We start from the raw sequence: 23,699 nt of genomic DNA on the forward strand, positions 1-23,699 counted from the left end.
CTCAGTACTTCCTCTCCATCGGCTGGTAGCGGGTCTGGACGACCGGCTTCGAGTCGAGTCTGATGTGATCGGCGGGCGTCGACGAGTGCGGATCACCCGTGAGGTACGCCATGGTGTGCTTCATCCAGTTCTCGTCGTCGCGCTGGGGGAAGTCGTCGCGCATGTGTCCGCCGCGGCTCTCCTCGCGGTGCTGCGCGGCGTAGACGACGACTTCGGCGAGGTCGAGCAGGAAGCCGAGTTCGACGGCCTCGAGGAGGTCGGTGTTGAACCGGCGGCCCTTGTCATCGACGTGCACGTTGCGGTACCGCTCGCGCAGTTCGGCGATCACGCCGAGGACGTGCTCGAGCGACTCGTGGGTGCGGAAGACCTGCGCGCCCTTGTCCATCTCGTCCTGCAGCGTCTTTCGCAGCACGGCGATGCGCTCGGTGCCCTGGTTGTTGCGCAGGTCCTCGATCATGCCGGACACGAAGGCTGCCGGGTTCTCGGGCAGCGGGACGAAGTCGGCCGTCTTGGCGTACTCGACGGCGTTGCGGCCGGCGCGCTTGCCGAACACGTTGATGTCGAGCAGCGAGTTCGTGCCGAGTCGGTTCGAGCCGTGCACCGATACGCAGGCGCATTCACCGGCGGCGTAGAGGCCCGGCACGACGGTCGTGTTGTCGCTGAGCACCTCGGCGTCGGTGTTCGTCGGGATGCCGCCCATCGCGTAGTGCGCCGTGGGCATCACCGGAACCGGCTCGACCACGGGGTCGATGCCGAGGTAGGTGCGGGCGAACTCGGTGATGTCGGGGAGCTTGGTCTCGAGGATCTCGGCGCCCAGGTGCGTGCAGTCCAGCAGCACGTAGTCCTTGTTGGGTCCGGCGCCTCGTCCGTCGAGCACCTCTTGGACCATCGAACGGGCCACGATGTCGCGGGGAGCGAGGTCCTTGATGGTCGGTGCGTAGCGCTCCATGAAGCGCTCACCGGAGGCGTTGCGCAGGATCGCCCCCTCACCGCGCGCCCCCTCGGTGAGCAGGATGCCGAGGCCGGCGAGGCCGGTCGGGTGGAACTGGAAGAACTCCATGTCCTCGAGCGGCAGGTTCTTGCGCCAGATGATGCCCACGCCGTCACCGGTCAGGGTGTGGGCGTTGGATGTGGTCTTGAAGATCTTGCCGAAGCCGCCGGTCGCGAAGACCACGGCCTTCGACTGGAACACGTGCAGCTCGCCCGTCGCCAGGTCGTATGCCACGACGCCGGCGACCTGAGTGCCGCCCGCTTCATCCTTCACGGTGATGAGGTCGAGGACGTAGAACTCGTTGAAGAAGTTGATTCCGAGCTTCACGCAGTTCTGGAACAGCGTCTGCAGGATCATGTGTCCGGTGCGGTCCGCTGCGTAGCACGCGCGGCGGACCGGGGTCTTGCCGTGCTCGGCAGTGTGGCCGCCGAAACGTCGCTGGTCGATCTTGCCCTCGGGGGTGCGGTTGAACGGCAGGCCCATGTTCTCGAGGTCGATGACCGCGTCGATGGCTTCTTTGGCGAGGATCTCCGCGGCATCCTGGTCGACCAGGTAGTCACCGCCCTTGACGGTGTCGAAGGTGTGCCACTCCCAGTTGTCCTCCTCGACGTTGGCCAGTGCCGCAGCCATGCCGCCCTGGGCGGCACCGGTGTGCGAACGCGTCGGGTACAGCTTCGAGATGACGGCGGTCTTCGCGCCGGGGCCGGCCTCGATGGCGGCTCGCATTCCGGCGCCTCCGGCGCCGACGATGACGACGTCGAACTGGTGGTAATGCACTCCGTCGCGGACGACGGAATCGTGAGTCTGGGTGGTCACTCTCTAGCTCTCTCTCAGTTCCCGACCGAACCGTTGGCCACGCACATGTCCCAAAGGCTGCTGGACTCGGTCACGCCGAGGCACGGGTCGAACGTGAAGACGACCAGCGTGCCGAGCACGATGAGCAGGCCGGCGGCGAGACCGAGTGCCCAGGTCAGAGCCTTGCGGGCCGTCGGGTGCGTGACGTAGTCGTTGACGATGGTTCGCATGCCGTTCGCGCCGTGGATGAGCGCGAGCCACAGCATCAGCACGTCCCACCACTGCCACCACGGGTCGGCGAACTTGCCGGCGATGAAGGCGAAGTCCAGCGCGTGGATGCCTTCGCCGAGCATGAGGTTCACGAACAGGTGACCGAAGATGAGGATCACCAGGAGCACCCCGGAGACCCTCATGAACATCCAGCCCCACTTCTCGAGGTTGAAGCGTCGGGTGCGGCGGCCGGATGCCTGGTACGCGGTCTGAGCGGTCATCAGTGTCCCCCTCCGAACCCGGCGAACGCGAGTGCGAGGTGACGCGGGACGAACCCCGCCATCAGCACGGCCCACAGCCCCAGGACGATCCAGAACATCTGGCGCTGATACCGAGCGCCGTTGGACCAGAGGTCGACGAGGATGATGCGCAGGCCGTTGAGCGCGTGGAACGCGATGCCGGCGACGAGGACGACCTCGCCGAGGGCCATGATCGGGTTCTTGTACGTGCCGATCACGGCGTTGTAGGCCTCCGGCGACACCCGGATGAGCGCTGTGTCGAGCACATGCACCAGGAGGAAGAAGAAGATGGCGACGCCGGTGATGCGGTGAAGCACCCATGACCACATTCCTTCGCGGCCTCGATAGAGCGTGCCGCGCGGGGTCTTGGATGTCGTCTCCGAAATCGACGGTGTCAAGCGAGTGCTTGCGGACACGGTCGTCCTCCCTGATCGATCTGTATCGGCAGCGCGCACAGGCGCGCCCGAACGCTCCCCATCCTATTCCTGTCCTTCGCCGCGAGCGAGGAAGGCGAGCCTAAGTATCTCGATGTCGAGATTTCTCGCCGCGGTAGGGTAGGGCCATGACGGAGCCGATCGACGACTTCTACGCGGTGATTCCGGCCGGTGGCATCGGGAGCCGTCTGTGGCCCCTTTCCCGGGCGGACGCGCCGAAGTTCCTGCACGACCTGACCGGATCGGGCAATTCGCTGCTGCGGGACACCTGGGACAGGCTCGAGCCGCTCGCCGGCCCCGATCGCATCGCGGTCGTGACAGGGCGAGCCCACCGGGCGGCCGTGGAAGGGGAGTTGCCGGGCATCCCGGACATCAACGTGTTCCTCGAGTCCGAGCCGCGCGAGTCGGCCGCGGCGATCGGACTGGCCGCCGCGATCCTGCACCGGCGCGATCCCGACGTGATCATCGGCTCGTTCGCGGCCGACCACGTCATCCGCGGAACGCGCACCTTCGAGTTCGCCGTGCTGCAGGCCGTGCAGGTCGCCCGTGCGGGGTACATCTGCACCATCGGCATCCAGCCGTCTGAGCCCTCTGTCGGCTTCGGGTACATCCGCAAGGGCGACGAGCTCATCGTCGACGGCGCGCCGGAGGCGGCGACCGTCGAGCGGTTCGTCGAGAAGCCCGATCTGGAGACGGCGAGGGAGTACTACGCCGATCGATCGTTCCTGTGGAACGCGGGCATGTTCATCGCGAAGGCGAGCGTGCTGCTGGACGAACTGGCCGCGAACGAGCCCGAACTGCACGCCGGACTTCTCGAGCTCGCGGAGGCCTGGGACGACCGCGAGCTGCGCGGGCCGGCGGTGGATCGCATCTGGCCGGGCCTGAAGAAGATCGCCATCGACTACGCCGTCGCCGAACCGGCGGCGGAGAAAGGGCGCCTCGCCGTCATCCCCGGGCACTTCGACTGGGATGACGTGGGCGATTTCGCGTCGCTCACCAAGCTCATCTCCAACGGGCGCAAGAACGATCTCGCCGTGCTGGGGCCGAAGGCGCGAGTCCTGTCGGATGCCGCGACAGGCATCCTGGTCAGTCAGACCTCCCGCGTGATCAGTCTCGTCGGCGTGCAGGACATCGTCGTGGTGGATACCCCGGACGCTCTGCTGGTCACGACCATCGAGCACGCGCAGCGCGTGAAGGGCGTCGTCGAGTCGCTCAAGCTGACCGGCCGCGGTGACGTGCTCTGATTCCGCGGGCATCGGCTCTGTTTCGAGTTTGTAACCATTAACCGCGCCGGTGCTCCGGTGCGACGTAACACTGGGTAATTTAGCCTCGGGGCCTTGCGATCGGCGCGGGCCAGTAGTCGTGGAGGCTTACGTGACCATTTCCACTCGAAAGCGCGCACTCGCCGCGCTCGTGGCGACCGGCGTCGCCCTGTCGCTTGCAGGCTGTGGAGCGGCGCCGGAGGAGACCGAGGGCGAAGGCGCGGGTGCCGGGCCTGTCGACTCCGACTTCCTGCCCTGCCTGATCTCCGACGCCGGCGGCTGGAACGACAAGTCGTTCAACCAGTCCGCCAAGGAGGGTATGGATGCCGCGGCGGAAGAGCTCGGCATCGAGCCGCTCGAGTTCGAGTCGGCCAACGACAACGACTACAAGCCGAACCTCGACACCGCCGTCTCCGAGGGCTGCACGTTCATCGTGTCCGTCGGCTTCAAGCTGTCGGCGGCGACCGTCGAGTCCGCGCTCGCGAACCCCGAGGTCAGCTACGCGATCATCGACGATTGGGCCGACAACGACTTCGACGGCGAGACGGACGCTCCGAACATCAAGCCGCTCGTCTTCGACACGGCGCAGGCCGCCTACCTCGGCGGGTACGCATCGGCCGCGTGGTCGGCGCAGAGCGGCGTGAACAAGGTCGGCACCTTCGGCGGCATGCAGATCCCGTCGGTCGCCGTGTTCATGGACGGCTTCCAGTTCGGCGTCGAGAAGTACAACGAGGACAAGTCCGGTGCTGTCGAGGTCGTCGGCTGGGACGCGGCCACTCAGAAGGGCTCCTTCACGGGAGGCTTCGACGCGAACGACACGGCCAAGGTGACCGCGCAGGGCGTTCTCGACCAGGGTGTCGACGTGATCCTCCCGGTCGGTGGTCCGGTCTACCAGAGCGCGGCAGCGGCGATCCGTGACAGCGGCAAGGACACGCTGCTGATCGGTGTCGACAGCGACCTCGCCGTTGCGGACTCGAGCGTGGCGGACCTCACTCTCGTCTCGATCATGAAGGCGATCGACGTCGCCGTCCAGGACGCGACGATCGCGGCCGCGGAAGGCGAGTTCGACGCAGCGCCGTACGTCGGAACGCTCGAGAACGAGGGCGTGAAGCTCTCCGGCTTCGGCGCGTTCGAGGCCGAGCTGCCCGAGGGGCTGGCGGACGAACTGGCGGCGCTGCAGGAGCAGATCATCGCCGGCGACATCACGGTGGAGTCCGAGAACTCTCCGTGAGCTGAATGAGCACGGGCGGGGCGAGTGGTCGCAGATGACCGCTCGCCCCGCGCCGTGAACGGACACTTCGGGAAGTCTTCTGGATAAGGTGCAGATATGAAGCTCGAACTTCGCGGCATCACCAAGCGATTCGGCAGTCTCGTGGCGAACGATCACATCGATCTGGTGGTCGAGCCGGGGCAGATCCACGCGCTGCTCGGCGAGAACGGCGCTGGCAAGTCCACGCTGATGAACGTGCTGTACGGCCTGTATCAGGCCGATGAGGGCGACATCCTTCTGGATGACGTCGTGCAGCACTTCCGCGGCCCCGGCGACGCGATGGCGGCGGGTATCGGCATGGTGCATCAGCACTTCATGCTCGTGCCGGTGTTCACCGTCGCCGAGAACGTCATGCTCGGGCACGAGCAGACCAAGGGCGTCGGAGTGCTCGACATCGCGGCAGCGCGCGCGCACGTGCGTGCGGTCGCCGATCGATTCGGTTTCGACATCGACCCTGACGCGGTCGTGGGGGATCTCCCCGTCGGCGTGCAGCAGCGCGTCGAGATCATCAAGGCCCTCTCCCGGGACGCGCAGGTGCTCGTGTTCGACGAGCCGACCGCCGTGCTGACCCCGCAGGAGACCGACGAGCTGATGGGCATCATGCGCCAGCTGCGCGATGAGGGCACCGCGATCGTCTTCATCACGCACAAGCTGCGAGAGGTCCGCGAAGTGGCGGACACCATCACCATCGTGCGCCTGGGCCGGATCGTCGGCGAGGCATCCCCGACGGCGTCGAACGCCGAACTCGCCTCGCTCATGGTCGGCCGAGCCGTCGAACTCACGGTCCAGAAGGAGGCGCCGCGACTCGGCGACGGCGGGCTGGAGGTCCGCGGTCTGCGCGTGCTGACACCGACCGGCGCGATCGTGGTCGACGACGTCGAATTCACGGTCCGCCCCGGCGAGGTCCTGGCGATCGCGGGTGTGCAGGGCAACGGACAGACGGAACTCGTCGAGGCACTGGTCGGGCTGGCCGCGCGCGTCGAGGGGTCCATCTCCTTGGACGGTGCGGAACTCACCGGAAAGAGCGTGCGTGCGATTCTCGATGCCGGCGTCGGATTCGTTCCCGAGGACCGCACCGAGGACGGACTCGTCGCGAACTTCACGGTCGCGGAGAACCTCATCCTCGATCGCTCGGACGATCCGGCGTTCAGCAGCGCCGGCACGCTGAAGCGCTCGCAGATGGATGAGTTCGCGCGCGCACGCATCAGCGAGTACGACATCCGCGCCCAGGGGCCGCAGACGCTCGCGGGCACCCTGTCCGGTGGCAACCAGCAGAAGGTGGTCATCGCGCGGGAGATGAGCCGTGAACTGCGACTGCTCGTGGCGGCGCAGCCGACACGCGGCGTGGACGTCGGGTCGATCGAATTCATCCACAGACGGATCATCGAGACGCGCGACTCCGGTGTTCCGGTTCTCGTCGTCTCCACGGAGCTCGACGAGGTCGCCGCGCTCGCGGATCGGATCGCCGTGATGTACCGAGGCGCGATCATCGGAATCGTGCCCGGTGACACGCCTCGCGAGAAGTTGGGACTCATGATGGCCGGTGTGGCCGATGCGGAGGTGACCGCGTGAGCGGATCGACACCGGGTGCCGGTGATGTGACCAAGGGGCTTCCGCCCGAGCAGCTGCCGCCCAGCTCCGGGATCCCCGGCAGCGACCGCGAAGAGCTCCCCGCTCCCCGCGGCAACGTCGTCATCAAGGAGATGCTGCGCAGCAGCGCGGTGACCACGATCCTCGCGATCGTGCTCGCACTGATCGTCGGTGGCATCCTGATCGCCGCGACGAACGAGGACGTCCAGGAGACGTCCGTGTACTTCTTCGCCCGCCCAGGCGACATGCTGGCGGCAGTCTGGGCGTCGGTCTACGACGGCTACGAGGCACTGGTGCGGGGCGCGATCTTCAATGCGCGGGGCAACGACTTCGCCACCCAGATCAGGCCGCTGACGAATACGCTCGGCTTCGCCGCTCCGCTGATCGCGGCTGGTCTCGGCGTCGCCCTCGCGTTCCGCGTCGGACTGTTCAACATCGGTGCACGCGGCCAGATGCTCTTCGGCGTCGCGCTCGCCGGCCTCCTGACGTTCAACCTCGATCTGCCGTTCTGGCTGCACATCCCGGCGACGCTGATCGTCGGCATCGCCGGCGGAGCGCTGTGGGGAGGCATCGCCGGTCTCATCAAGGCGCGCACGGGAGCGCACGAGGTGATCCTGACGATCATGCTCAACTACATCGCGTACTACCTGCTGCTGTGGATGATCCGCACCCCTGGGCTGCTCCAGAAGCCGGGCACGAACCAGGCGCTCGGGTCAGCGACGCCGCAGAATGCGCAGTTCCCCGAACTGCTGGGGCGTCAGTTCCCCCTCCTCGACATCGGATTCGTGATCGTCATCGTCGCGACCCTGTTCGTCTGGTGGCTCATCGAGCGATCGGCGCTGGGCATGCGCATGCGCGCGGTGGGCGAGAACCCGCACGCGGCACGCGCCGCGGGCATCAACGTGCAGCGGATCTACATCTACGCGATGCTGCTCGCGGGCGGTCTCGCCGGCCTGGCCGGCATGAACCAGTTGCAGGGGTCCGTGACCACCGGCATCACCGAGACGATCGACGCCGGCATCGGCTTCGACGCGATCACGGTGGCGCTGCTGGGCCGCAGTCGGGCGTGGGGGACGTTCGCCGCCGGCATCCTGTTCGGCGCGCTCAAGGCCGGCTCGTTCTCGATGCAGGCTCAGGACATCCCCGTCGACATCGTGCTGGTCGTGCAGTCGCTCGTCGTGCTGTTCATCGCGGCGCCTCCGCTGCTGCGCACGGTGTTCTTCCTGCCCAAGACGGATGCCGAGAAGGCCGCCAAGGCGAGAGCCAAGGCTGCGAAGAAGGCGGTGGCGGCATGACCGCGTTCACGCAGACTCAGGCCGCCGACGGCACCGTGCAGCTCGCGACCGTGCGCGAACGGCGCTGGAAGGCGCCGATCGTGCTCGCGACGGTGACCGCGCTGCTCGCGCTGCTGTTCCTGCTGGTCCCTCGTACCGGGACGAGCACCTTCCGGCTCGGCGACCGGTCATCGGCCATCGCCATGCCGGACGTCCCGCTGCCCACGACCATCACGTGCTGGGTGCTGATCGCGTTGCTGGTGCTCCTGGTGGCGCTCTCGTTCTACCAGGCGTGGAACTACCGGTCCGCACCGCTCTGGCTCATCTCGATCTTCGGCGTGGTCGCCGTGTTCGCGTTCCTGGTGTGGGCCGCCGCCGGCGGACTCGTGCCGGTTTCGAGCCTGCTGGTCGGCGCCGTCTCCCTGTCGGTGCCGCTCGTGTTCGGTGCACTCGGCGGTGTCATCGGCGAACGCGCCGGCGTCGTCAACGTCGCGATCGAGGGTCAGCTGCTGCTCGGTGCGTTCTCCGCCGCGCTGCTGTCCAGCATCACCGGCAGCCCGTTCGTCGGACTGATCGGCGCGATGATCGGCGGCGCGCTCGTGGCCAGTGTGCTCGCCGTCTTCGCGATCAAGTACCTCGTCGAGCAGGTCATCGTCGGTGTGGTGCTGAACGTGCTCGTCACCGGCCTCACCGGATTCCTGTACGGTGCGCTGCTGGCGCCGAACGAGGCCGAGCTCAACTCGGCGGCGCGCTTCACCAGGATCAAGATCCCGGTGCTGGGCGACATCCCCATCATCGGTCCTGTGCTGTTCAACCAGACCGTGATCGTGTACCTCATGTTCGTCACCGTCGCCATCGTCGCCTGGGGCCTGTACCGCACCCGGTGGGGCCTGCGTCTGCGGGCGGTCGGCGAGCACCCGAAGGCGGCGGACACCGTCGGAATCCGGGTGAACCCGACCCGGTTCTGGAACGTGCTGCTCGCAGGAGCGATCGCTGGCATCGGCGGGGCGTACTTCACGCTGGTCTCGGTTCCCCAGTTCGGCAAGGAGATGACGGCCGGCCTCGGCTTCATCGCCCTCGCAGCCGTGATCTTCGGCCGTTGGGATCCGATCAGGGCGACCCTGGCCGCGCTGCTGTTCGGCTTCGTCACGAACCTGCAGAACCTTTTGACCATCCTGAAGACGCCGATCCCCGGCGAATTCATGCTGATGCTGCCGTACCTGGTCACGCTGCTCGCCGTGGCCGGATTCGCCGGACAGATCCGCGCACCCGCCGCCAGCGGCAAGCCGTACATCAAGAACTGAGGGACGAGATGACCGATATCGACTGGGACGAGCTGCGCTCGGTCGCCACAGAGGCGATGACCAAGGCGTACGCGCCCTACTCGAGGTACAAGGTGGGCGCCGCGGCTCTCGCGGACGACGGGCGGATCGTCGCCGGCTGCAACGTCGAGAACGCCTCGTACGGCGTCGGGCTGTGTGCGGAGTGCGCCCTGGTCGGCGACCTGCACATGTCCGGCGGTGGTCGGCTGGTCGCCTTCGTGTGCGTGAACGGCGAAGGGCAGACGATCATGCCGTGCGGCCGGTGCCGCCAGTTGCTCTTCGAGCACGCCACGACGGGGATGCTGCTGGAGACCGTCTCGGGCATCCGCACGATCGACGAGGTGCTGCCGGATGCGTTCGGCCCGCGCGATCTGGAAGAGGTGCGCTGATGGTTCAGGCAGTGGAGCCGTTCGACGCGATCGATGTCATCCGTGCGAAGCGCGACGGGGGCGTCGTCCCCGAGCCGGCGCTGCGCTGGATGGTCGATGCGTACACTCGCGGCTACGTCTCCGACGCGCAGATGGCATCGTTCGCGATGGCCGTCTTCCAGCGCGGTATGGAGCGCGACGAGATCCGCATCCTCACCGACGCCATGATCGCGTCGGGGGAGCGTATGAGCTTCGCGGCCCTGGGCAAGCGCACCGTCGACAAGCACTCCACCGGCGGTGTGGGTGACAAGATCACCCTGCCGCTGGCGCCGCTGGTCGCCGCGTTCGGCGTTGCGGTGCCGCAGCTGTCAGGTCGAGGACTCGGGCACACCGGCGGCACGCTCGACAAGCTCGAGGCGATCCCGGGCTGGCGTGCGGCGCTGAGCAACGACGAGATGTTCGCGCAGATGCAGTCGGACGTCGGTGCCGTGATCTGTGCCGCCGGTTCCGGCCTCGCGCCCGCGGACAAGAAGCTGTACGCGCTGCGGGATGTCACCGGCACGGTGGAGGCGATCCCGCTGATCGCGTCCAGCATCATGTCGAAGAAGATCGCGGAGGGCACCGACGCGCTCGTGCTGGACGTGAAGTTCGGTTCAGGAGCGTTCATGCAGGACATCGATCGCGCCAGGGAGCTGGCGGAGACGATGGTCGCCCTCGGCACCGATTCGGGTGTTGCGACGACCGCACTGCTGACCGACATGAACGTGCCTCTCGGGCGCGCGATCGGCAACGCCAATGAGGTCCGCGAATCCGTCGAGGTGCTGGCGGGCGGTGGCCCTGCCGACGTCCGCGAGCTCACCATCGCGCTGGCGAGAGAGATGCTCGCTCTCGCCGGCGTCCCGGATGCCGATGTCGAATCGGCACTCGACGACGGCCGAGCCATGGACAGCTGGAAGGCGATGATCCGCGCGCAGGACGGCGATCCGGACGCTTCTCTTCCGACTGCACGCGAGACGCACGTCGTCACGGCGCCGTCCGATGGCGTCGTGACCCGCATGGATGCTCTGCCGTTCGGAATCGCAGCGTGGCGCCTCGGCGCCGGCCGAGCGCGCGCCGAAGACCCTGTGATCCACGCCGCCGGCATCGATCTGCACGCCAAACCGGGCGATCGCGTCGCGGCCGGTCAGCCGCTGTTCACGCTGTCCGCCGACGACGGAGCCCGCTTCGCCCGTGCGATCGAAGCAGTCGACGGCGCATGGGAGATCGGCACCGACGCCCCCGAGATCGGACCGCTCGTACGCGAGCGCATCACCGCGTAGGCTGTGAGCCGCACCCCCACCCGCACCGCTGAGAGGTCAACCATGTCGATCGAGCCGACCGGCGACGCCACGCTTCAGGGCGTCTCACTGCGCAGCCTGCCCAAGGTCTCGCTGCACGACCACCTCGACGGCGCTGTGCGTCCGGAGACCATCCTCGAGTTGGCGGACGAGGCCGGCATCGATCTGCCGGAGCAGGATCCGGAGGGTCTCAGCGACTGGATCGCGAAGAAGGCCGACTCCGGCTCCCTCGCGGAGTACCTCAAGGCCTTCGAGATCACCACGGCGGTCATGCAGTCCGCGGACGGCCTGACGCGCATCGCCCGGGAGTTCGTCGAAGATCTCGCCGATGACGGTGTGATCTACGGCGAGGTTCGCTGGGCCCCGGAGCAGCACCAGGTCGGCGGGCTTTCGCTCGAGCAGGCCGTCGAAGCGGTGCAGCGGGGCATCGAGGAGGGGGAGGAGGCCGTGGATCGCGCCGGCCGCAGCATCCGGGTCGGACAGCTCCTCAGCGCGATGAGCCACACCGGCCGTGCTCGCGACATCGCCGAGCTCGCCGTCGGGTTCCGTGGGCGCGGCGTCGTCGGCTTCGACGTCGCCGGTCCGGAAGACGGTTACCCGGCCTCCCTGCATCGCGACGCGTTCGACTACCTCGCCGAGCAGTTCTTCCCCGTGACCGTGCACGCCGGAGAGGCCGCCGGTATCGCGTCGATCCGCTCGGCGTTGCTGGACGGGCGCGCGCTGCGGCTCGGCCACGGTGTGCGGATCGTCTCCGATCTGCAGGTCATCAACAGAGAGGACGACGAGGTGCAGGTGCAGTTCGGCGACCTCGCTCGCTGGGTGCGCGATCGCGAGATCCCGCTCGAGCTCTCGCCGTCGTCGAATCTTCAGACCGGCGCGATCGCCGCGTGGGGCACCGAGATCGCGGATCACCCGTTCGATCTGCTGTACCAGCTCGGCTTCGCCGTGACCGTGAACGTCGACAACCGCACGATGAGCCGGACCTCGCTCACGCGGGAGCTGTCACTGCTCGTCGATGCGTTCGGCTACGACCTCGACGACCTCGAGACGTTCCAGTTCAACGCCGCAGCCGCCGCCTTCCTCCCCGTCGAGGAGCGCGAAGAGCTCGTGGAGATGATCGCCGAAGGCTTCGAGGACTGACGCGCCGCGCGATGGATGCCGCACGATCACGCGCGTCGGCGCGCGCCCGACGTCGAAGCCGCCGACGCCTCGCCTTCGGAGTGACGATCGGCGCGGTCGCGCTCGTCGCACTCGGCGCTGTGGCGGCAGTCGTGCTCACACCCCAGGCGACGGCCGAGGCCGTGCCGCCGCGCCGCGCGGCCACGCCGACCCCTGTTCCCCTGACTCCGTCAGAGATGCTCCTCGCGGAGACCGATGATCCCCTGGCATGCGCCGTGACGTTCCTCGGCGACGGCATCGAGCTCGATCCCATGCTGCAGCGCCAGGGGGCACTCTACGCGGGCCTGCCCATCCCCACCCAGGACGGTCGGGTGTTCGCCGGCTGGTACGCCACGGCGGAGGATGCCGGGATCTTCGACATCGAGTCGCGCGTGAACGGCTCCCAGGTCGTCGAGTGCGAACAGCAGCAGCGCGAGCTGTTCGCCGCGTGGAAGACGCCGGAGGAGAACGCGTCGGCGGATGTCGGCATCCCGATTCTCATGTACCACCAGTTCACGAGCCGACCGGAGGGCGAGGACGGCTGGCTGCGGGGCAATTACGCCTACATCGGCGATTTCGACGCGCACATGCAGCACATCGCCACGACCGGGTTCTATCTGCCGACGTGGGATGAGCTGAGCGCCTTCATCGACGGCAGGCTCTTCCTCCCCGCGCGCTCCGTCATCATCACGGACGACGACGCCGATCAGACCTGGTTCGATCTCGCGGTCCCTGTCGTCGACCGCCATCAGGTTCTGACGACCTCGTTCATGGTGACCGCGTATCGGCAGGATCCTCCGCCCTCGGTCTATGTGCTGCGCCGCTCGCACACGCACGACATGCACCAGGCGGGAGAGAACGGGCGTGGCCGGATGGAGAACTGGTCGGCGGAGGAGATCGCTGCGGACCTCAACGCCTCGGGGGACATCCTGGGCGTGAGGGAGGTGATCGCCTACCCGTTCGGACACCACAACGACACCGCGAAGCAGGGCGTCGACCTCGCCGGCTTCGAACTCGCGCGGACGATCGAACCCGGTGTGGTGCGCATCGGCACCGACAAGCTCGCGCTGCCGGTGGTGCGCATCGACTACGGGATGGGACTCGACGCTCTCGTGTCCCGGATCGGGTGACCATGAGGTCCCACCGCGTGTTCATCGCCGGCCCGGCATCCTGGAATCGGATGGTCGTGCTCGACCGGCTGCCGGAGCCGGTGCCGCACATGCAGTTCGCCGAGGACTCCTGGGAGACCGTCGGCGGGACGAGCGCCGGCAAGGCGCTGAGTCTCACCGCGCTGGGCCGAGACGTCCTCCTGTACGCGCAGAGCGCCGACGACGAGGACGGCCGACGTGTGCGCTCGGCCCTGGCGGATGCGGGTGTGCCGGCGCTGTGGGAGACGAGCGTCGAGACCGAGCGGCACCTCAATCTCATGACGCGGGCGGGGGAGCGGGTCTCGCTGTATCTGTCGTCACCCTCGGAATCGCATGGCGCCGAGGACGCGCGGATCCGTCAGGCGATGTCGGATGCCGACGCCCTCGTGCTGGATCTCGCGGCCGAACCGTTGCGGCTGCTGCCGATGGCGGCCGAGACCGGCGTGCCGATCTGGGTCGATGTGCACGACTACGACGGCGAGGCGGAGTTCCACCGCCCGTTCCTCGCCGTGGCGGATGCCGTGTTCTGCAATGCCGATCGGCTCACCGACCCTGTCGCGTTCCTGCAGGCTCGCGTCGCCTCTGGGGCGTCGCTCGCCGTGTGCACGCTGGGCGCCGACGGCGCCGTGGCCGTGGACGCGGATGGCCTGGAGCACCGCGTGGCGGCCGTTCCCGTCGACGTGCAGGACACGAACGGCGCCGGAGATGCCTTCCTCGCCGGCGTCCTCGACGCGCGGCTCGCCGGGCGTGGAGTCCGCGAGTCCCTCGAGGCCGGAGCCCGTTCGGCATCGACCGTGCTCGGCACGCGGCACCTGCACCCGCTGCTGGATGCGGTGCTGAGCTGACGGATCAGCCGAGGGCTTCGGCGAACCGGCCGGCGAGATCCGTGACCGTCGCGTGCATCGTCTCGTCCGAGATCGCGGGTGTGCCGTCACCGGGCTGAGGTCCGTAGTCGCCGAACGACGCGTGGGATGCTCCCTCGATCTCGACGAGATCGGCATCGTCGGGGAGCAGATGCCGCGCGGCGGCGATCTTCTCCGGCGTCGACAGACCGTCCTCGCTGCCTGCGAGGCTCAGGACAGGCAGATCCGTGTCCGCGAGATCGTCGGAGCAGTACGAGGCGAACAGCAGCAGAGCATCGGCATCCGACGCCAACTGGCAGCCGCGCACGCCGCCCAGGGAATGCCCGCCCACGATCCACGTGTCCACGTCCGGTGCAGCCGACGTGAAGGCGTCCATGCCGCGCAGATCGAAGAAGGCGAGATTCAGCCACGGGCGGGTGATCACGACCGTGACGTCGTCCTCCGCGACGATGCCCTGCAGGATCGCGGCGTACGCCCACGGGTCCACCTTGGCGCCGGGTATGAAGACGAGGCCGACCTCGCTCTCGGCGCTCGCGGGGGACAGCACGATGCCCTGGTCCGCGTCGTCGATCACGACGTCAGGGTTCTCGCGCACCGTGGCGAGCGGCTCAGGCTCGGCCTGCATGACGCCGACCTGGCTCCAGATCACGATGCCGACGACGCCGAGAAGGACGACGCCGAGGACTCCCCACAGGATCCAGGCGACGACCCGACGTCCGCGTTTCTTCCGCACCTTTCCAGGCTACTGTCGCTGCCGCGCCTCGACCGCATCGCGCACCGGCGCGAACAGCGGGTGCGTCGGCGCCAGACCGGTGACCGACGCCGTGAAGTCCGCCGCATCCTCGGAGGCGAGTCGCCGCTGCAGCTCGACCGACTGCTCGTCGTCCTGCTCGTCGAACTCCAGAGCCGCGGCGATCGCCGCGACCAGCGCGGCGGTGGACAGCCCGCGTTCGGCGGCCTCGGAGGCCGGGCCGATGAAGCGCTCGTGCCGCGAGAGCTTTCGCAACGGCTGGCGACCGACGCGCTGCACCGTGTCGACCAGTTCCGGGTTGCGGAAGCGCTCCAGGATCGTCGCCCGGTACGCGGACAGTTCGGCAGGATCCAGCCCGTGCACGGCGGTCAGCATCGCGGAGGTCTCCTCGAGCGCCGCCCGCACGGCATCGGCGACGCGAGGATCAGCGAGCGCGTCGGAGATCCGATCATGGCCTGCGATCGCGCCGAGGTAAGCCGTCGCCGCGTGCCCGGTGTTCACCGTGAACAGCTTGCGCTCGATGTACGGGGCGAGGTCGTCGACGAAATGCGCGCCGGGGATGTTCGGCAGATCGCCGTTGAAGGGTCCCTGCTCGATCGCCCATTCGAAGTACGGCTCCACGGTGACGTCGATGCCCGCACCCTCGGGCTGTGCGGGAACGATCCGGTCGACGGCCGTGTTCGCGAACGCGGCGCGGGCGGTGAGCTCTGCCGCCTCGTCGCCCGCCAACCGTTCGATCTCGGCGCGCAGCTGGTCGGTCGCGCCGATGGCGTTCTCGCACGCCATGACGGCCAGGGGGGCGGCATCCGGTGAGCGTCGCCTCAGCCCGTCGAGGATGACCGGAGCGATGAAGCGCAGCACAGTGGGGCCGACCGCGCACGTCACCACATCGGCGGTCGCGACCTCGGTGACGACGGCATCCGGATGGGACCGGCTGTTGATCGCCCGGAAGCCCGTCACGATCCGGTTGATCCCGCCGGGGCCGGCCTCTCGGACGGTGTAGCGATCGGCGGCGGCGAGAGCGTCCACCAGGTCGTCGGCGACGTCGGAGAAGACGACCTCGTAGCCGCCTTCGTGCAGCAGCAGGCCGACGAAGCCGCGCCCGATGTTGCCGGCGCCGAAGTGGACGGCCTTCATCCCTCGTTCACCTCCGAAAGCAGCGCGTACAGCTCATCCGGGGTCTGCGCTGCCGTGAGACGTGCCACGTCGTCCTCCTCGGAGAACAGGATCGCGATCCGCGACAGGATCTCCAGATGCTCGTCGCCGACCCCGGCGATGCCGATCACGAACGTCGCTTCGTCACCGGCCCAGTCCACGCCGCCGTCGTAGCGCACGACCGAGAGCGCCGAGGCGAGGATCGTGTCCTTCGCGTCGTTCGTGCCGTGCGGGATCGCCAGGCCGTTGCCCATGAAGGTCGACACGGTCTGCTCGCGCTGCCGCATGGCGTCGACGTACGCGGGGGTGACAGCGCCGGCTGCCACGAGGATGTCCGTGGCCTCCTGCAGGGCGGCCTCCTGCGTCGCCGAGCCGGAGTGGATGCGGACCTGGCCGAGGGTGAGGACGCTCATCATGATTCCTTTCGCTGGTCGCGGACCATCTCGACGATCTCGTCGTACTTCGGCGAGTTCATGAAGTTGTCCACCGAGATGTGGATCGAGTCAGGGGACTTCGTCTGTGCGCGGTCGGTCAGCTGCTGCTGCGTGATGACGAGGTCGGCCGTGCCGTCGAGGTTCGCGATGGCCTTGTTGACGACGGTGACGCCCTCGACTCCAGCCTTCTTGAACTTGTTGCGCAGCACGCTGGCGCCCATCGCGGACGACCCCATGCCGGCGTCGCAGGCGAAGACGATGTCGGTGATCTGTCGGGTCGCGAGGACCCCGCCATCCGCCATCCCGCCGGTCTCGGCCTGCGTCTCGAGCTTGTCGACGACCTCTTCCGCTGCGGCGATCGAGGTGGCGTCGCCGCTCACGCGCAGGGCGTCCATCGCCGCCGACTTCTTGCCCTTGTTGGCCTCGGTCTGAGCGATGGCCGCACCGAACGCGTCGGCCTCGGCGAGCAGGTCGCGTTTGCGGGAGGCGCGCAGGATGATGCCGGCGATGAGGAAGGTCACCGTAGCCGCCACGATGACGGAGAGGTAGACGACGAGCAGGTTGCCGACCCCTGGGCCCACAGCGGCAGCTGTCACGGCGATGATGCTGCCCGGTGCCGCAGGGAAGGCGAGGCCTCCGCCGAGGATCATGTTCGTGGTGACTCCGGCCGCTCCACCTGCGATCAGCGCGAGGATCGTGGTCGGCTTGCTCAGAGCGTACGGGAAGTAGATCTCGTGGATGCCGCCGAAGAACTGGATGATCGCCGCCCCAGGCGCCGATGCCTTCGCCGCGCCGACGCCGAAGAACGAGAATGCGAGCAGCAGTCCGACGCCAGGGCCGGGGTTGGCCTCGATGAGGAACAGGATCGACTTGCCGAACTCCTGCGCCTCCTGGATGCCCAGCGGAGTGAAGACGCCGTGGTTGATCGCGTTGTTCAGGAACAGCACCTTCGCCGGCTCGACGATGATCGACACGAGCGGCAGCAGGTTGTACAGCACGAGCCAGTCGACCGCCGCGCCCAGGACCGTGCTGACGCCGAGCATCACGGGGCCGAACGCGAAGAATCCTGCGACCGCGAGCACCATGCCGAGGATGCCGGCGGAGAAGTTGTTCACCAGCATCTCGAATCCGGGGCGGATTCTGCCGTCCCAGAGCCGATCCATCTGCTTCGTGATCCAGGCTGCGAGCGGGCCCATGATCATGGCGCCCAGGAACATCGGGATGTCGGTGCCGACGATCACACCCATCGTGGCGATCGTCGCGACGACCCCGCCGCGCTCGCCGTAGACCATGCGTCCGGCGGTGTTCGCGATCAGCAGGGGAAGCAGGTAGGTGACCATCGGACCGACCAGGCCGACGTAGGCGAAGAAGTTGCCGGCTTCGCCCGCGGCCAACGCGGTCATCGCGCCCTGCCATCCGATCACCGCGGAATCGCCGCCGCCTCCGACGATCTCGGCGACGGGGTACCAGTGCCATCCGAACGGGCTGTCCGCACCGAAGAATCCGGCGGGGATGAAGAGCATCGTGATGAAGCCCCAGGCGATGAAGGCAGCGATGTTCGGCATGATCATGCCGGACAGGAACGTGCCGAGTCTCTGCACGCCGACGCGGATTCCACTCGGTTTCGCGGCGGCTGGTGACGTCGTCGTCATGATGTCGTCTCTTTCTGCTGTGGGTTCGGGTGTGAGAGGTGAGTCATACGAGTGCCGCGGCGACGGCGGCTCGCGCGCCGGCCGCGTCATCGGCGGTGAGGGCGATCTCGGCGAGGCGTCGCGCTTCCTCGAGAGTGCGTTCGGAGAGCGCGAGCCGGACGTCGGACAGAGCGGCCGGCGCCATCGACAGGCTTGTCGCGCCGAGGCCGACGAGCACGACGGCCAGCAGCGGATCGGCGGCGGCCTCGCCGCAGATCCCGACGGGCTTGCCCGCGCGCGCACCGGCGGCGCCGACCTCGCCGACGAGGCGCAGCACGGCCGGATGCCACGGGTCCTGGAACCCGGCCACCGAGCCGAGCATGCGGTCGGCGGCCATCGTGTACTGGGTGAGATCGTTCGTGCCGATCGAGGCGAAATCGGCATGGGCGAGCACTCGGTCGGCGAGCAGGGCGCTCGCCGGCACCTCGACCATCACGCCGGCCGTCTTCAGGCCGTACTCTCGCGCGAGGGTCGTGAAGTACGCCGTCTCCTCGACGGTGGTGACCATCGGCGCCATGACCCAGAGATCGGCACTGGTCTCGGCATCCGCCTCGGCGAGTGCGGTCAGCTGCTCGCGCAGGATGTCCTCGCTTGCGCGGAGGGCCCGCAGCCCGCGGAGTCCGAGGGCCGGGTTCTCCTCGTGCGCATCGTTGAGGAAGGCGAGCGGCTTGTCGGCTCCGGCATCCAGCAACCGGACGACGACCTTCTTGCCCTCGAACGCGGCCAGCAGCTCACGATACGACTCGCGCTGCTGCGCGACGGTCGGCGCCTGCGCGGCCGACAGGAACAGGAACTCGGTGCGGAAGAGCCCGACGCCCTCGGCCCCCCGAGACACCGCATCGGCCGCGTCGGCGGGTTTCCCCAGGTTCGCCAGCAGGGCGATGGGGGTGCCGTCGGCGAGGGCGCCGGGGGTCGCGGGGAGCGCCTCGGCGCTCTGCCTGGCCGACGCACGCTCGGTGGCGCGCGCCAGCTCGTCGGGGGACGGCATGGTGGTCACGGCGCCCGCCGCGGCGTCCACGATGACCGTTTCGCCGTCGGAGAGCCCGGTGGCCTGCACCACGCCGACCACGGCCACGATGCCCTTCTCACGCGCCAGGATCGCCGTGTGGGACGTGGGCCCGCCATCGGAGGTGATGAGCGCCAGGACCTGGTCGAGTTTGAGCAGGGCCGTGTCGGCCGGCGCCAGGTCGCGGGCCACGAGCACGAACGGATGCCCGGGGTCCGGCACCCCGGGTGCGGCGACGCCGCGCAACCGGGCGAGCACTCTCTGGGCGATGTCATCGAGGTCCGCGGCGCGTTCGCCGAGGTACCCGCCGACGGCCTCGAGCGTCGCCTTGAAGCCGGCGAACGCGTCGTGCACGGCCCACTCGGCTGTGGCTCCGTCATCGATCCGAGCATCGACCTCGTCCTGCAGCGTCGGGTCCTCGGCGATCATCGCCTGCGCCTCCAGAACCTCCTGCGCCGCCCCGCCTGCGGACTCCGCTCTGGCCGTGAGCTCCGCGGCGACGGCGGCGATCGCATCGCGGATTCTGGCGCGCTCCGCCTCGGCGCCCAGGACGCTCTTCACGTTCTCCGGCGCCGGAAGCGGCTCGGCCATACGGATCACGGGCCCCTGCGCGACGCCGGCGCCGATGCCCACTCCGCGGAGGGCACCCATCAGGCCGGTTCCTCGTCGTGGTCTGTCGTGAGCAGCTCGGTCAGCGTGTCCAGCACGGCGTCCGCGTTCTCCCCATCGGCCGTCAGCGTCACGTAGTCGCCGTGCTCGACGCCCAGGGCGATCACGCCCAGGATGCTGGCCGCGTTGACCGGCTTGCCGGAGTCCTTGGCGACGGTGACGGCGATGCCGGATTCCTTCGCCGCCTGGGCGAACAGCTTCGCGGGGCGTGCGTGCAGGCCGTGCGACGATCCGATCCGGACGGTGCGGGATGCAACGGTCATGATGATCCTTTCTCAGCGGTGAGGGCCGACCGCACCAGCGCGAGAGTGCGCGTGCCGTCGTGGTCGGAGAAGATGTCCTCCGGGAGGGACAGAACGGGGCAGCCGGCCGCGGAGCGGATCCGCTCGAGGCGGTCGGCGAGATGCGGGCCGACGAGGATCGCGTCGGCGGAGTTCGAGGCCACAGCCTGCTCCGTGCCGGCGGTCGCCTCCCACGGCAGGCGCGCATCCGTCGCGGCACGCTGAAGGCGTTGCGCGACGAAAGTGCTCGACGCCCCCGCGCCGCAGACCACGAGGATCCTCTTCGATGCCATGGAACCATTCTGGGAACGAGCTGGGAGCCGCACCACCAGGCTTCTTTCCGCCCCTGCGGAACACCGGGCGCCGCCCTTTCCGCCCGTGGTGCTGGCATCATGGGAAAGCGACGATGCAGGCGATTCGGACACGGAGGGACCATGACGCGTCAGCGCCAGGACCAGCTCCTCTCCGCGTTGCTCCGCCAGAATGGCTGGGCCACGGCCGGCAGCCTCGCCGACCAGCTCGGCGTGACGCCGCGCAGCATCCGCTCGTACGTCGCGGCGTTGAACTCGCGCGTGCCTGACGGGGATGCCGTCGACTCCGGGCCTGCGGGCTACCGTGCCGGTGCCTCCGCCCGCGATGCCCTGCGCAGGCCGGCCGATGAGTCCGCCCCGCGCGAGCGGCTGCACGGTGTCATCCGCATGCTGCTCGATCAGCCGGACGGGATCGACGTCTACGAGACCGCCGACCGTCTGCACGTGAGCGACGCCACCGTGGAGTCCGACCTCACCAGGGTGCGCGCGCTGCTGGAGGGAACCGATCTCGCCCTGGAGCGCGACCGCGAGACGATCCGCCTCCGCGGCACAGAGGTCGCGCAGCGGCGATTGCTGAGCCGTCTCGCGCACGACGAGATGGACGCGGCCGCATTCCACCCCGAGACCATCCGGCATGCGCTCGCGGGCGAGGTCGTCGGATCCGACGCGGTCGCCGGCTTCAAGACCGCGCTCGTGCGCGAACTCGGCGCCCTCGGCTACTACGTGAACGAGCTCGCGATCTCCGACGTGCTGCTGCACATCGCGATCGCGGCGGACAGGGTGGCCGCAGGGCGTCCCCTGGAATCGGATGCCGCTGACGAACGCCCCGCGGAGGCGCACGGTGAGATCGTCCGCGTCGGCGAGCAGATCAGTCGTCTCGCCCACGACCACTTCGGCGTGCGTCTCGGCGTCGGCGACAGCGCGCACCTGGCGACGCTGGTGCTGACGCGCGTGGTCGCCCCCGGCCGTGGAACGGCCGTTGACGTCGCCCGCAGCGGAGTGGACGACGCGGTCGACGAGGCCGTGCGCGCGGAGATCGCCCGCGCCGCGCGCGACTACCAGGTCGATCTCGATGACGAGGCGTTCATCCTGCGGTTGTCCCTGCACGTGCAGAACCTGCTGCGGCGCGTCAAGGAGCAGGCATGGACGCGCAATCCGTTGACCAGGTCGCTGAAATCGTCGTACCCGATGATCTTCGAGGTGGCGGTGTCGATCGCGAGCGGACTGCACGACCGGCTCGACCTGCCGGTGAACGATGACGAGATCGCCTATATCGCGATGCACGTCGGCGGGCGGCTGGAGCGCAGCCGCAAAGCCGAGACGATCCTGAGCGCCACGATCGTGTGCCCCGGATACTACGAGCTGCACGAGCTGCTGCGCTCCAGTGTCGACCGATCGCTCGGATCCGCGATCGAGGTCACGCACGTCGTGACCTCTGTCGACCCCGGTTGGGCATCCTTCGACACGGATCTCGTCCTGTCCACGATCGAGCCCGCTGCCGCTGGCGATCGATTCGTCCGGGTGCAGCCGTTCCTGGGCGAGGCCGATGTGGAACGCGTGCAGCAGGCCGCGGCGCGCGTGCGGCGCGCGAGGCGGCTCGCGCGGTTGCGCGCCGAGCTGTCGCGATATTTCGACGCGAGCGCGTTCCTGCACCCGCTGCCGGATGTCGGCGATGAGCAGATCATCCGTCTGCTCGGCGGGATGCTCGTCGCGACCGGCCTCATCGACGACGACTACGTCGACAAGACGATCCATCGCGAGCGCATGTCGTCCACCGCGTTCACCGACGCGCTCGCGGTGCCGCATTCGCTGCAGATGACGGCGCGGCGCACGGCGATCGCGATCGGTGTCGCCGACGGCTCGATCGCGTGGGGGGACGGCCGGGTCCAGGTGGTCGCACTCGCCGCGTTCAGCGAGAGCGATCGGGCGGCGTTCCAGACCGTCTTCGAGCAGCTCGTCGAGGTGTTCAGCGAGCGCGAGAGCGTTCAGCGGCTGGTACGGCGGGCCACGAGCTTCGAGGCCTTCCTCGATGAACTGGTCGCCGTGATCGACGGCTGAGCCGCGGCGGCGTCACCGCGGCGCCAGCACCTCGACCATCGCATCGAGCACGGCATCCGCATCCGCGGACGCGGATGTCTCGATGGTGACGACATCCCCCTCGGCGAGTGCGAGATCCATGACCGCGAGGATGCTGGCCAGTTCCACGACCGATCCGCCGGACGTCGCGAGCGTGACCGGTGCGCTGTGCGCGATGGCGAGCCGGGCCAGCTCGGCGACCGGACGCGCGTGCACGCCGTGGTGTGCGCTGATGGTCACGCGTCTTCGGGGCATGCAGCGATGCTATCCGGCCTCACGCCGCGAACGCGACGAAGGCGCGGACGAGGACGACGAGCACCCCGGCCCAGGCGCACCAGAGCATCAATGCTCTGGCGATTCGACCGGGCACGACCCGTGTGAGCAGCGCGCCGAGCAGGATGCCCGCAGCGGTTCCCAGGCCGAGCAGCACCATTTCACCGACGGGCGCGGATGGCAGTCCACGCAGCAGCACCGAGACGAGTCCGTAGCCGAGGAACACGACCTGGGCACTGGCGGCGAAACGGCGCTGCTCCCAGCGGTCGCCGACGGCGTAGGCGGCCAGCGCGGGTCCGGACAGACCGCTCGAAGCGTGCAGGAACCCGGCCGTGGCTCCGGCGTACACCGCGCCCCTTCTCCCTCTCAGCACGGCCGAGATCGGGCCGCCGAAGCGGGGCGTCAGCAGAGCCGCGATCGCCATCACCGAGATCATGAACAGCAGAGCGGCCTCCGGCAGCAGCCGCGTGACGAGCGCGCCGAACGGAGCCGCGACGATCCCGGCTCCGAGCAACCACCAGGTGCGAGGCCAATCGATCAGTCTCCAGCCCGAGGGGATGGCGACCGCCGCGGCCACGACAGCGAGCAGCACGGCGACCGTCACCCCCTCGACCGGACCGTAGATGAGCACGGCCGGTCCGATGAGCACGAGGACGAACGCGAGCCCGGTGAGGCGCTGGATCGCGCCGGCCACGACCGTCGCCAGGACGGCGAGGACCACGATCATCGCG

General features: G+C 68.6%; 23 protein-coding genes. 11 read left to right on the forward strand and 12 right to left on the reverse strand.

Going from position 1 to position 23,699, the window contains the following annotated elements; translation table 11 throughout:
• Position 1: 1 nt before the first annotated feature.
• From sdhA to sdhC, 3 genes are read right to left on the reverse strand one after another with little or no spacing between them, the layout of a single operon-like run.
• Entirely contained in the window at positions 2-1,807 is a 1,806-nt protein-coding gene (sdhA, locus tag ACFCYE_RS13185; protein ID WP_376179372.1) for a succinate dehydrogenase flavoprotein subunit, read from the reverse strand.
• A 14-nt stretch (positions 1,808-1,821) separates the two neighbouring features.
• On the reverse strand, positions 1,822-2,277 hold the full coding sequence (locus ACFCYE_RS13190) for a succinate dehydrogenase hydrophobic membrane anchor subunit (protein ID WP_376179374.1): 456 nt from the start codon (positions 2,275-2,277) through the stop codon (positions 1,822-1,824).
• Positions 2,277-2,711: a succinate dehydrogenase, cytochrome b556 subunit gene (gene sdhC / locus ACFCYE_RS13195; RefSeq protein ID WP_376179376.1), complete on the reverse strand. Its 435-nt coding sequence runs from the start codon at positions 2,709-2,711 to the stop codon at positions 2,277-2,279. The genes ACFCYE_RS13190 and sdhC overlap by 1 nt, the downstream gene beginning before the upstream one ends.
• Before the next feature lie 146 nt (positions 2,712-2,857).
• Here sdhC and ACFCYE_RS13200 point away from each other — a divergent pair, with 146 nt between their 5' ends.
• The 10 genes from ACFCYE_RS13200 (at position 2,858) to ACFCYE_RS13245 (ending at position 14,303) form a co-directional block, all read left to right on the forward strand.
• On the forward strand, positions 2,858-3,973 hold the full coding sequence (locus ACFCYE_RS13200; protein ID WP_376179378.1) for a mannose-1-phosphate guanylyltransferase: 1,116 nt from the start codon (positions 2,858-2,860) through the stop codon (positions 3,971-3,973).
• Between the two features lie 130 nt (positions 3,974-4,103).
• The gene (locus ACFCYE_RS13205; protein ID WP_376179380.1) at positions 4,104-5,222 is read left to right on the forward strand and encodes a BMP family protein; all 1,119 of its coding nucleotides are present in this window, start codon (positions 4,104-4,106) and stop codon (positions 5,220-5,222) included.
• Positions 5,223-5,318: 96 nt separating this feature from the next.
• On the forward strand, positions 5,319-6,833 hold the full coding sequence (locus tag ACFCYE_RS13210) for an ABC transporter ATP-binding protein (RefSeq protein ID WP_376179382.1): 1,515 nt from the start codon (positions 5,319-5,321) through the stop codon (positions 6,831-6,833).
• Positions 6,830-8,146, forward strand: a complete 1,317-nt coding sequence (locus ACFCYE_RS13215; protein ID WP_376179384.1) for an ABC transporter permease — start codon at positions 6,830-6,832, stop codon at positions 8,144-8,146. Before ACFCYE_RS13210 ends, ACFCYE_RS13215 begins: the two co-directional genes overlap by 4 nt.
• Complete coding sequence (locus tag ACFCYE_RS13220; RefSeq protein ID WP_376179386.1) at positions 8,143-9,429, forward strand: ABC transporter permease; 1,287 nt, start codon at positions 8,143-8,145, stop codon at positions 9,427-9,429. Before ACFCYE_RS13215 ends, ACFCYE_RS13220 begins: the two co-directional genes overlap by 4 nt.
• Before the next feature lie 8 nt (positions 9,430-9,437).
• Positions 9,438-9,836: a cytidine deaminase gene (locus ACFCYE_RS13225; protein ID WP_376179388.1), complete on the forward strand. Its 399-nt coding sequence runs from the start codon at positions 9,438-9,440 to the stop codon at positions 9,834-9,836.
• Positions 9,836-11,134 carry a thymidine phosphorylase gene (locus tag ACFCYE_RS13230; protein WP_376179390.1) on the forward strand — a complete coding sequence of 433 codons (1,299 nt, stop codon included), beginning with the start codon at positions 9,836-9,838 and terminating at the stop codon, positions 11,132-11,134. The genes ACFCYE_RS13225 and ACFCYE_RS13230 overlap by 1 nt, the downstream gene beginning before the upstream one ends.
• Before the next feature lie 42 nt (positions 11,135-11,176).
• Complete coding sequence (locus tag ACFCYE_RS13235) at positions 11,177-12,292, forward strand: adenosine deaminase (protein ID WP_376179392.1); 1,116 nt, start codon at positions 11,177-11,179, stop codon at positions 12,290-12,292.
• An 11-nt stretch (positions 12,293-12,303) separates the two neighbouring features.
• On the forward strand, positions 12,304-13,440 hold the full coding sequence (locus ACFCYE_RS13240; RefSeq protein ID WP_376179394.1) for a polysaccharide deacetylase family protein: 1,137 nt from the start codon (positions 12,304-12,306) through the stop codon (positions 13,438-13,440).
• A 2-nt stretch (positions 13,441-13,442) separates the two neighbouring features.
• Positions 13,443-14,303 (forward strand): carbohydrate kinase family protein, encoded by an 861-nt coding sequence (locus tag ACFCYE_RS13245; protein ID WP_376179396.1) that lies wholly within the window; start codon positions 13,443-13,445, stop codon positions 14,301-14,303.
• Positions 14,304-14,307: 4 nt separating this feature from the next.
• Here ACFCYE_RS13245 and ACFCYE_RS13250 read toward each other — a convergent pair whose 3' ends face one another.
• From ACFCYE_RS13250 to ACFCYE_RS13280, 7 genes are read right to left on the reverse strand one after another with little or no spacing between them, the layout of a single operon-like run.
• Positions 14,308-15,054, reverse strand: a complete 747-nt coding sequence (locus ACFCYE_RS13250) for an alpha/beta hydrolase (protein WP_376179398.1) — start codon at positions 15,052-15,054, stop codon at positions 14,308-14,310.
• Between the two features lie 9 nt (positions 15,055-15,063).
• Entirely contained in the window at positions 15,064-16,209 is a 1,146-nt protein-coding gene (locus ACFCYE_RS13255; RefSeq protein ID WP_376179400.1) for a mannitol-1-phosphate 5-dehydrogenase, read from the reverse strand.
• Positions 16,206-16,640: a PTS sugar transporter subunit IIA gene (locus tag ACFCYE_RS13260; protein ID WP_376179402.1), complete on the reverse strand. Its 435-nt coding sequence runs from the start codon at positions 16,638-16,640 to the stop codon at positions 16,206-16,208. The genes ACFCYE_RS13255 and ACFCYE_RS13260 overlap by 4 nt, the downstream gene beginning before the upstream one ends.
• Entirely contained in the window at positions 16,640-18,313 is a 1,674-nt protein-coding gene (locus ACFCYE_RS13265; protein ID WP_376179404.1) for a PTS mannitol transporter subunit IICB, read from the reverse strand. Before ACFCYE_RS13265 ends, ACFCYE_RS13260 begins: the two co-directional genes overlap by 1 nt.
• A gap of 43 nt (positions 18,314-18,356) precedes the next feature.
• A complete protein-coding gene (gene ptsP, locus ACFCYE_RS13270; RefSeq protein WP_376179406.1) occupies positions 18,357-20,009 on the reverse strand; it encodes a phosphoenolpyruvate--protein phosphotransferase in 1,653 nt (550 codons plus the stop codon).
• The gene (locus tag ACFCYE_RS13275) at positions 20,009-20,290 is read right to left on the reverse strand and encodes an HPr family phosphocarrier protein (RefSeq protein WP_376179408.1); all 282 of its coding nucleotides are present in this window, start codon (positions 20,288-20,290) and stop codon (positions 20,009-20,011) included. Before ACFCYE_RS13275 ends, ptsP begins: the two co-directional genes overlap by 1 nt.
• Positions 20,287-20,601, reverse strand: a complete 315-nt coding sequence (locus tag ACFCYE_RS13280) for a PTS sugar transporter subunit IIB (protein ID WP_376179410.1) — start codon at positions 20,599-20,601, stop codon at positions 20,287-20,289. The genes ACFCYE_RS13275 and ACFCYE_RS13280 overlap by 4 nt, the downstream gene beginning before the upstream one ends.
• 141 nt (positions 20,602-20,742) lie before the next feature.
• Here ACFCYE_RS13280 and ACFCYE_RS13285 point away from each other — a divergent pair, with 141 nt between their 5' ends.
• A complete protein-coding gene (locus ACFCYE_RS13285; protein WP_376179412.1) occupies positions 20,743-22,677 on the forward strand; it encodes a BglG family transcription antiterminator in 1,935 nt (644 codons plus the stop codon).
• A 12-nt stretch (positions 22,678-22,689) separates the two neighbouring features.
• Here ACFCYE_RS13285 and ACFCYE_RS13290 read toward each other — a convergent pair whose 3' ends face one another.
• Positions 22,690-22,950, reverse strand: coding sequence for an HPr family phosphocarrier protein (locus ACFCYE_RS13290; RefSeq protein WP_376179414.1), 261 nt, complete (start codon positions 22,948-22,950; stop codon positions 22,690-22,692).
• A 19-nt stretch (positions 22,951-22,969) separates the two neighbouring features.
• Positions 22,970-23,695, reverse strand: coding sequence for a TSUP family transporter (locus ACFCYE_RS13295; RefSeq protein WP_376179416.1), 726 nt, complete (start codon positions 23,693-23,695; stop codon positions 22,970-22,972).
• Positions 23,696-23,699: the final 4 nt, after the last annotated feature.

Origin of the sequence: Microbacterium sp. NPDC056234 (genome assembly GCF_042267585.1) — a bacterium.
In the GTDB taxonomy this organism is placed as follows: Bacteria; Actinomycetota; Actinomycetes; order Actinomycetales; family Microbacteriaceae; genus Microbacterium.

Excerpts from the sequence above, each read along its gene's own strand:
- ACFCYE_RS13190 (WP_376179374.1), bottom strand. The coding sequence starts at position 2,277 with ATGACCGCTCAGACCGCGTACCAGGCATCCGGCCGCCGCACCCGACGC.
- ACFCYE_RS13200 (WP_376179378.1), top strand. The coding sequence starts at position 2,858 with ATGACGGAGCCGATCGACGACTTCTACGCGGTGATTCCGGCCGGTGGC.
- ACFCYE_RS13210 (WP_376179382.1), top strand. The coding sequence starts at position 5,319 with ATGAAGCTCGAACTTCGCGGCATCACCAAGCGATTCGGCAGTCTCGTG.
- ACFCYE_RS13220 (WP_376179386.1), top strand. The coding sequence starts at position 8,143 with ATGACCGCGTTCACGCAGACTCAGGCCGCCGACGGCACCGTGCAGCTC.
- ACFCYE_RS13225 (WP_376179388.1), top strand. The coding sequence starts at position 9,438 with ATGACCGATATCGACTGGGACGAGCTGCGCTCGGTCGCCACAGAGGCG.
- ACFCYE_RS13230 (WP_376179390.1), top strand. The coding sequence starts at position 9,836 with ATGGTTCAGGCAGTGGAGCCGTTCGACGCGATCGATGTCATCCGTGCG.
- ACFCYE_RS13235 (WP_376179392.1), top strand. The coding sequence starts at position 11,177 with ATGTCGATCGAGCCGACCGGCGACGCCACGCTTCAGGGCGTCTCACTG.
- ACFCYE_RS13240 (WP_376179394.1), top strand. The coding sequence starts at position 12,304 with ATGGATGCCGCACGATCACGCGCGTCGGCGCGCGCCCGACGTCGAAGC.
- ACFCYE_RS13245 (WP_376179396.1), top strand. The coding sequence starts at position 13,443 with ATGAGGTCCCACCGCGTGTTCATCGCCGGCCCGGCATCCTGGAATCGG.
- ACFCYE_RS13255 (WP_376179400.1), bottom strand. The coding sequence starts at position 16,209 with ATGAAGGCCGTCCACTTCGGCGCCGGCAACATCGGGCGCGGCTTCGTC.
- ACFCYE_RS13260 (WP_376179402.1), bottom strand. The coding sequence starts at position 16,640 with ATGAGCGTCCTCACCCTCGGCCAGGTCCGCATCCACTCCGGCTCGGCG.
- ACFCYE_RS13265 (WP_376179404.1), bottom strand. The coding sequence starts at position 18,313 with ATGACGACGACGTCACCAGCCGCCGCGAAACCGAGTGGAATCCGCGTC.
- ptsP (WP_376179406.1), bottom strand. The coding sequence starts at position 20,009 with ATGGGTGCCCTCCGCGGAGTGGGCATCGGCGCCGGCGTCGCGCAGGGG.
- ACFCYE_RS13275 (WP_376179408.1), bottom strand. The coding sequence starts at position 20,290 with ATGACCGTTGCATCCCGCACCGTCCGGATCGGATCGTCGCACGGCCTG.
- ACFCYE_RS13280 (WP_376179410.1), bottom strand. The coding sequence starts at position 20,601 with ATGGCATCGAAGAGGATCCTCGTGGTCTGCGGCGCGGGGGCGTCGAGC.
- ACFCYE_RS13285 (WP_376179412.1), top strand. The coding sequence starts at position 20,743 with ATGACGCGTCAGCGCCAGGACCAGCTCCTCTCCGCGTTGCTCCGCCAG.
- ACFCYE_RS13290 (WP_376179414.1), bottom strand. The coding sequence starts at position 22,950 with ATGCCCCGAAGACGCGTGACCATCAGCGCACACCACGGCGTGCACGCG.
- ACFCYE_RS13295 (WP_376179416.1), bottom strand. The coding sequence starts at position 23,695 with ATGATCGTGGTCCTCGCCGTCCTGGCGACGGTCGTGGCCGGCGCGATC.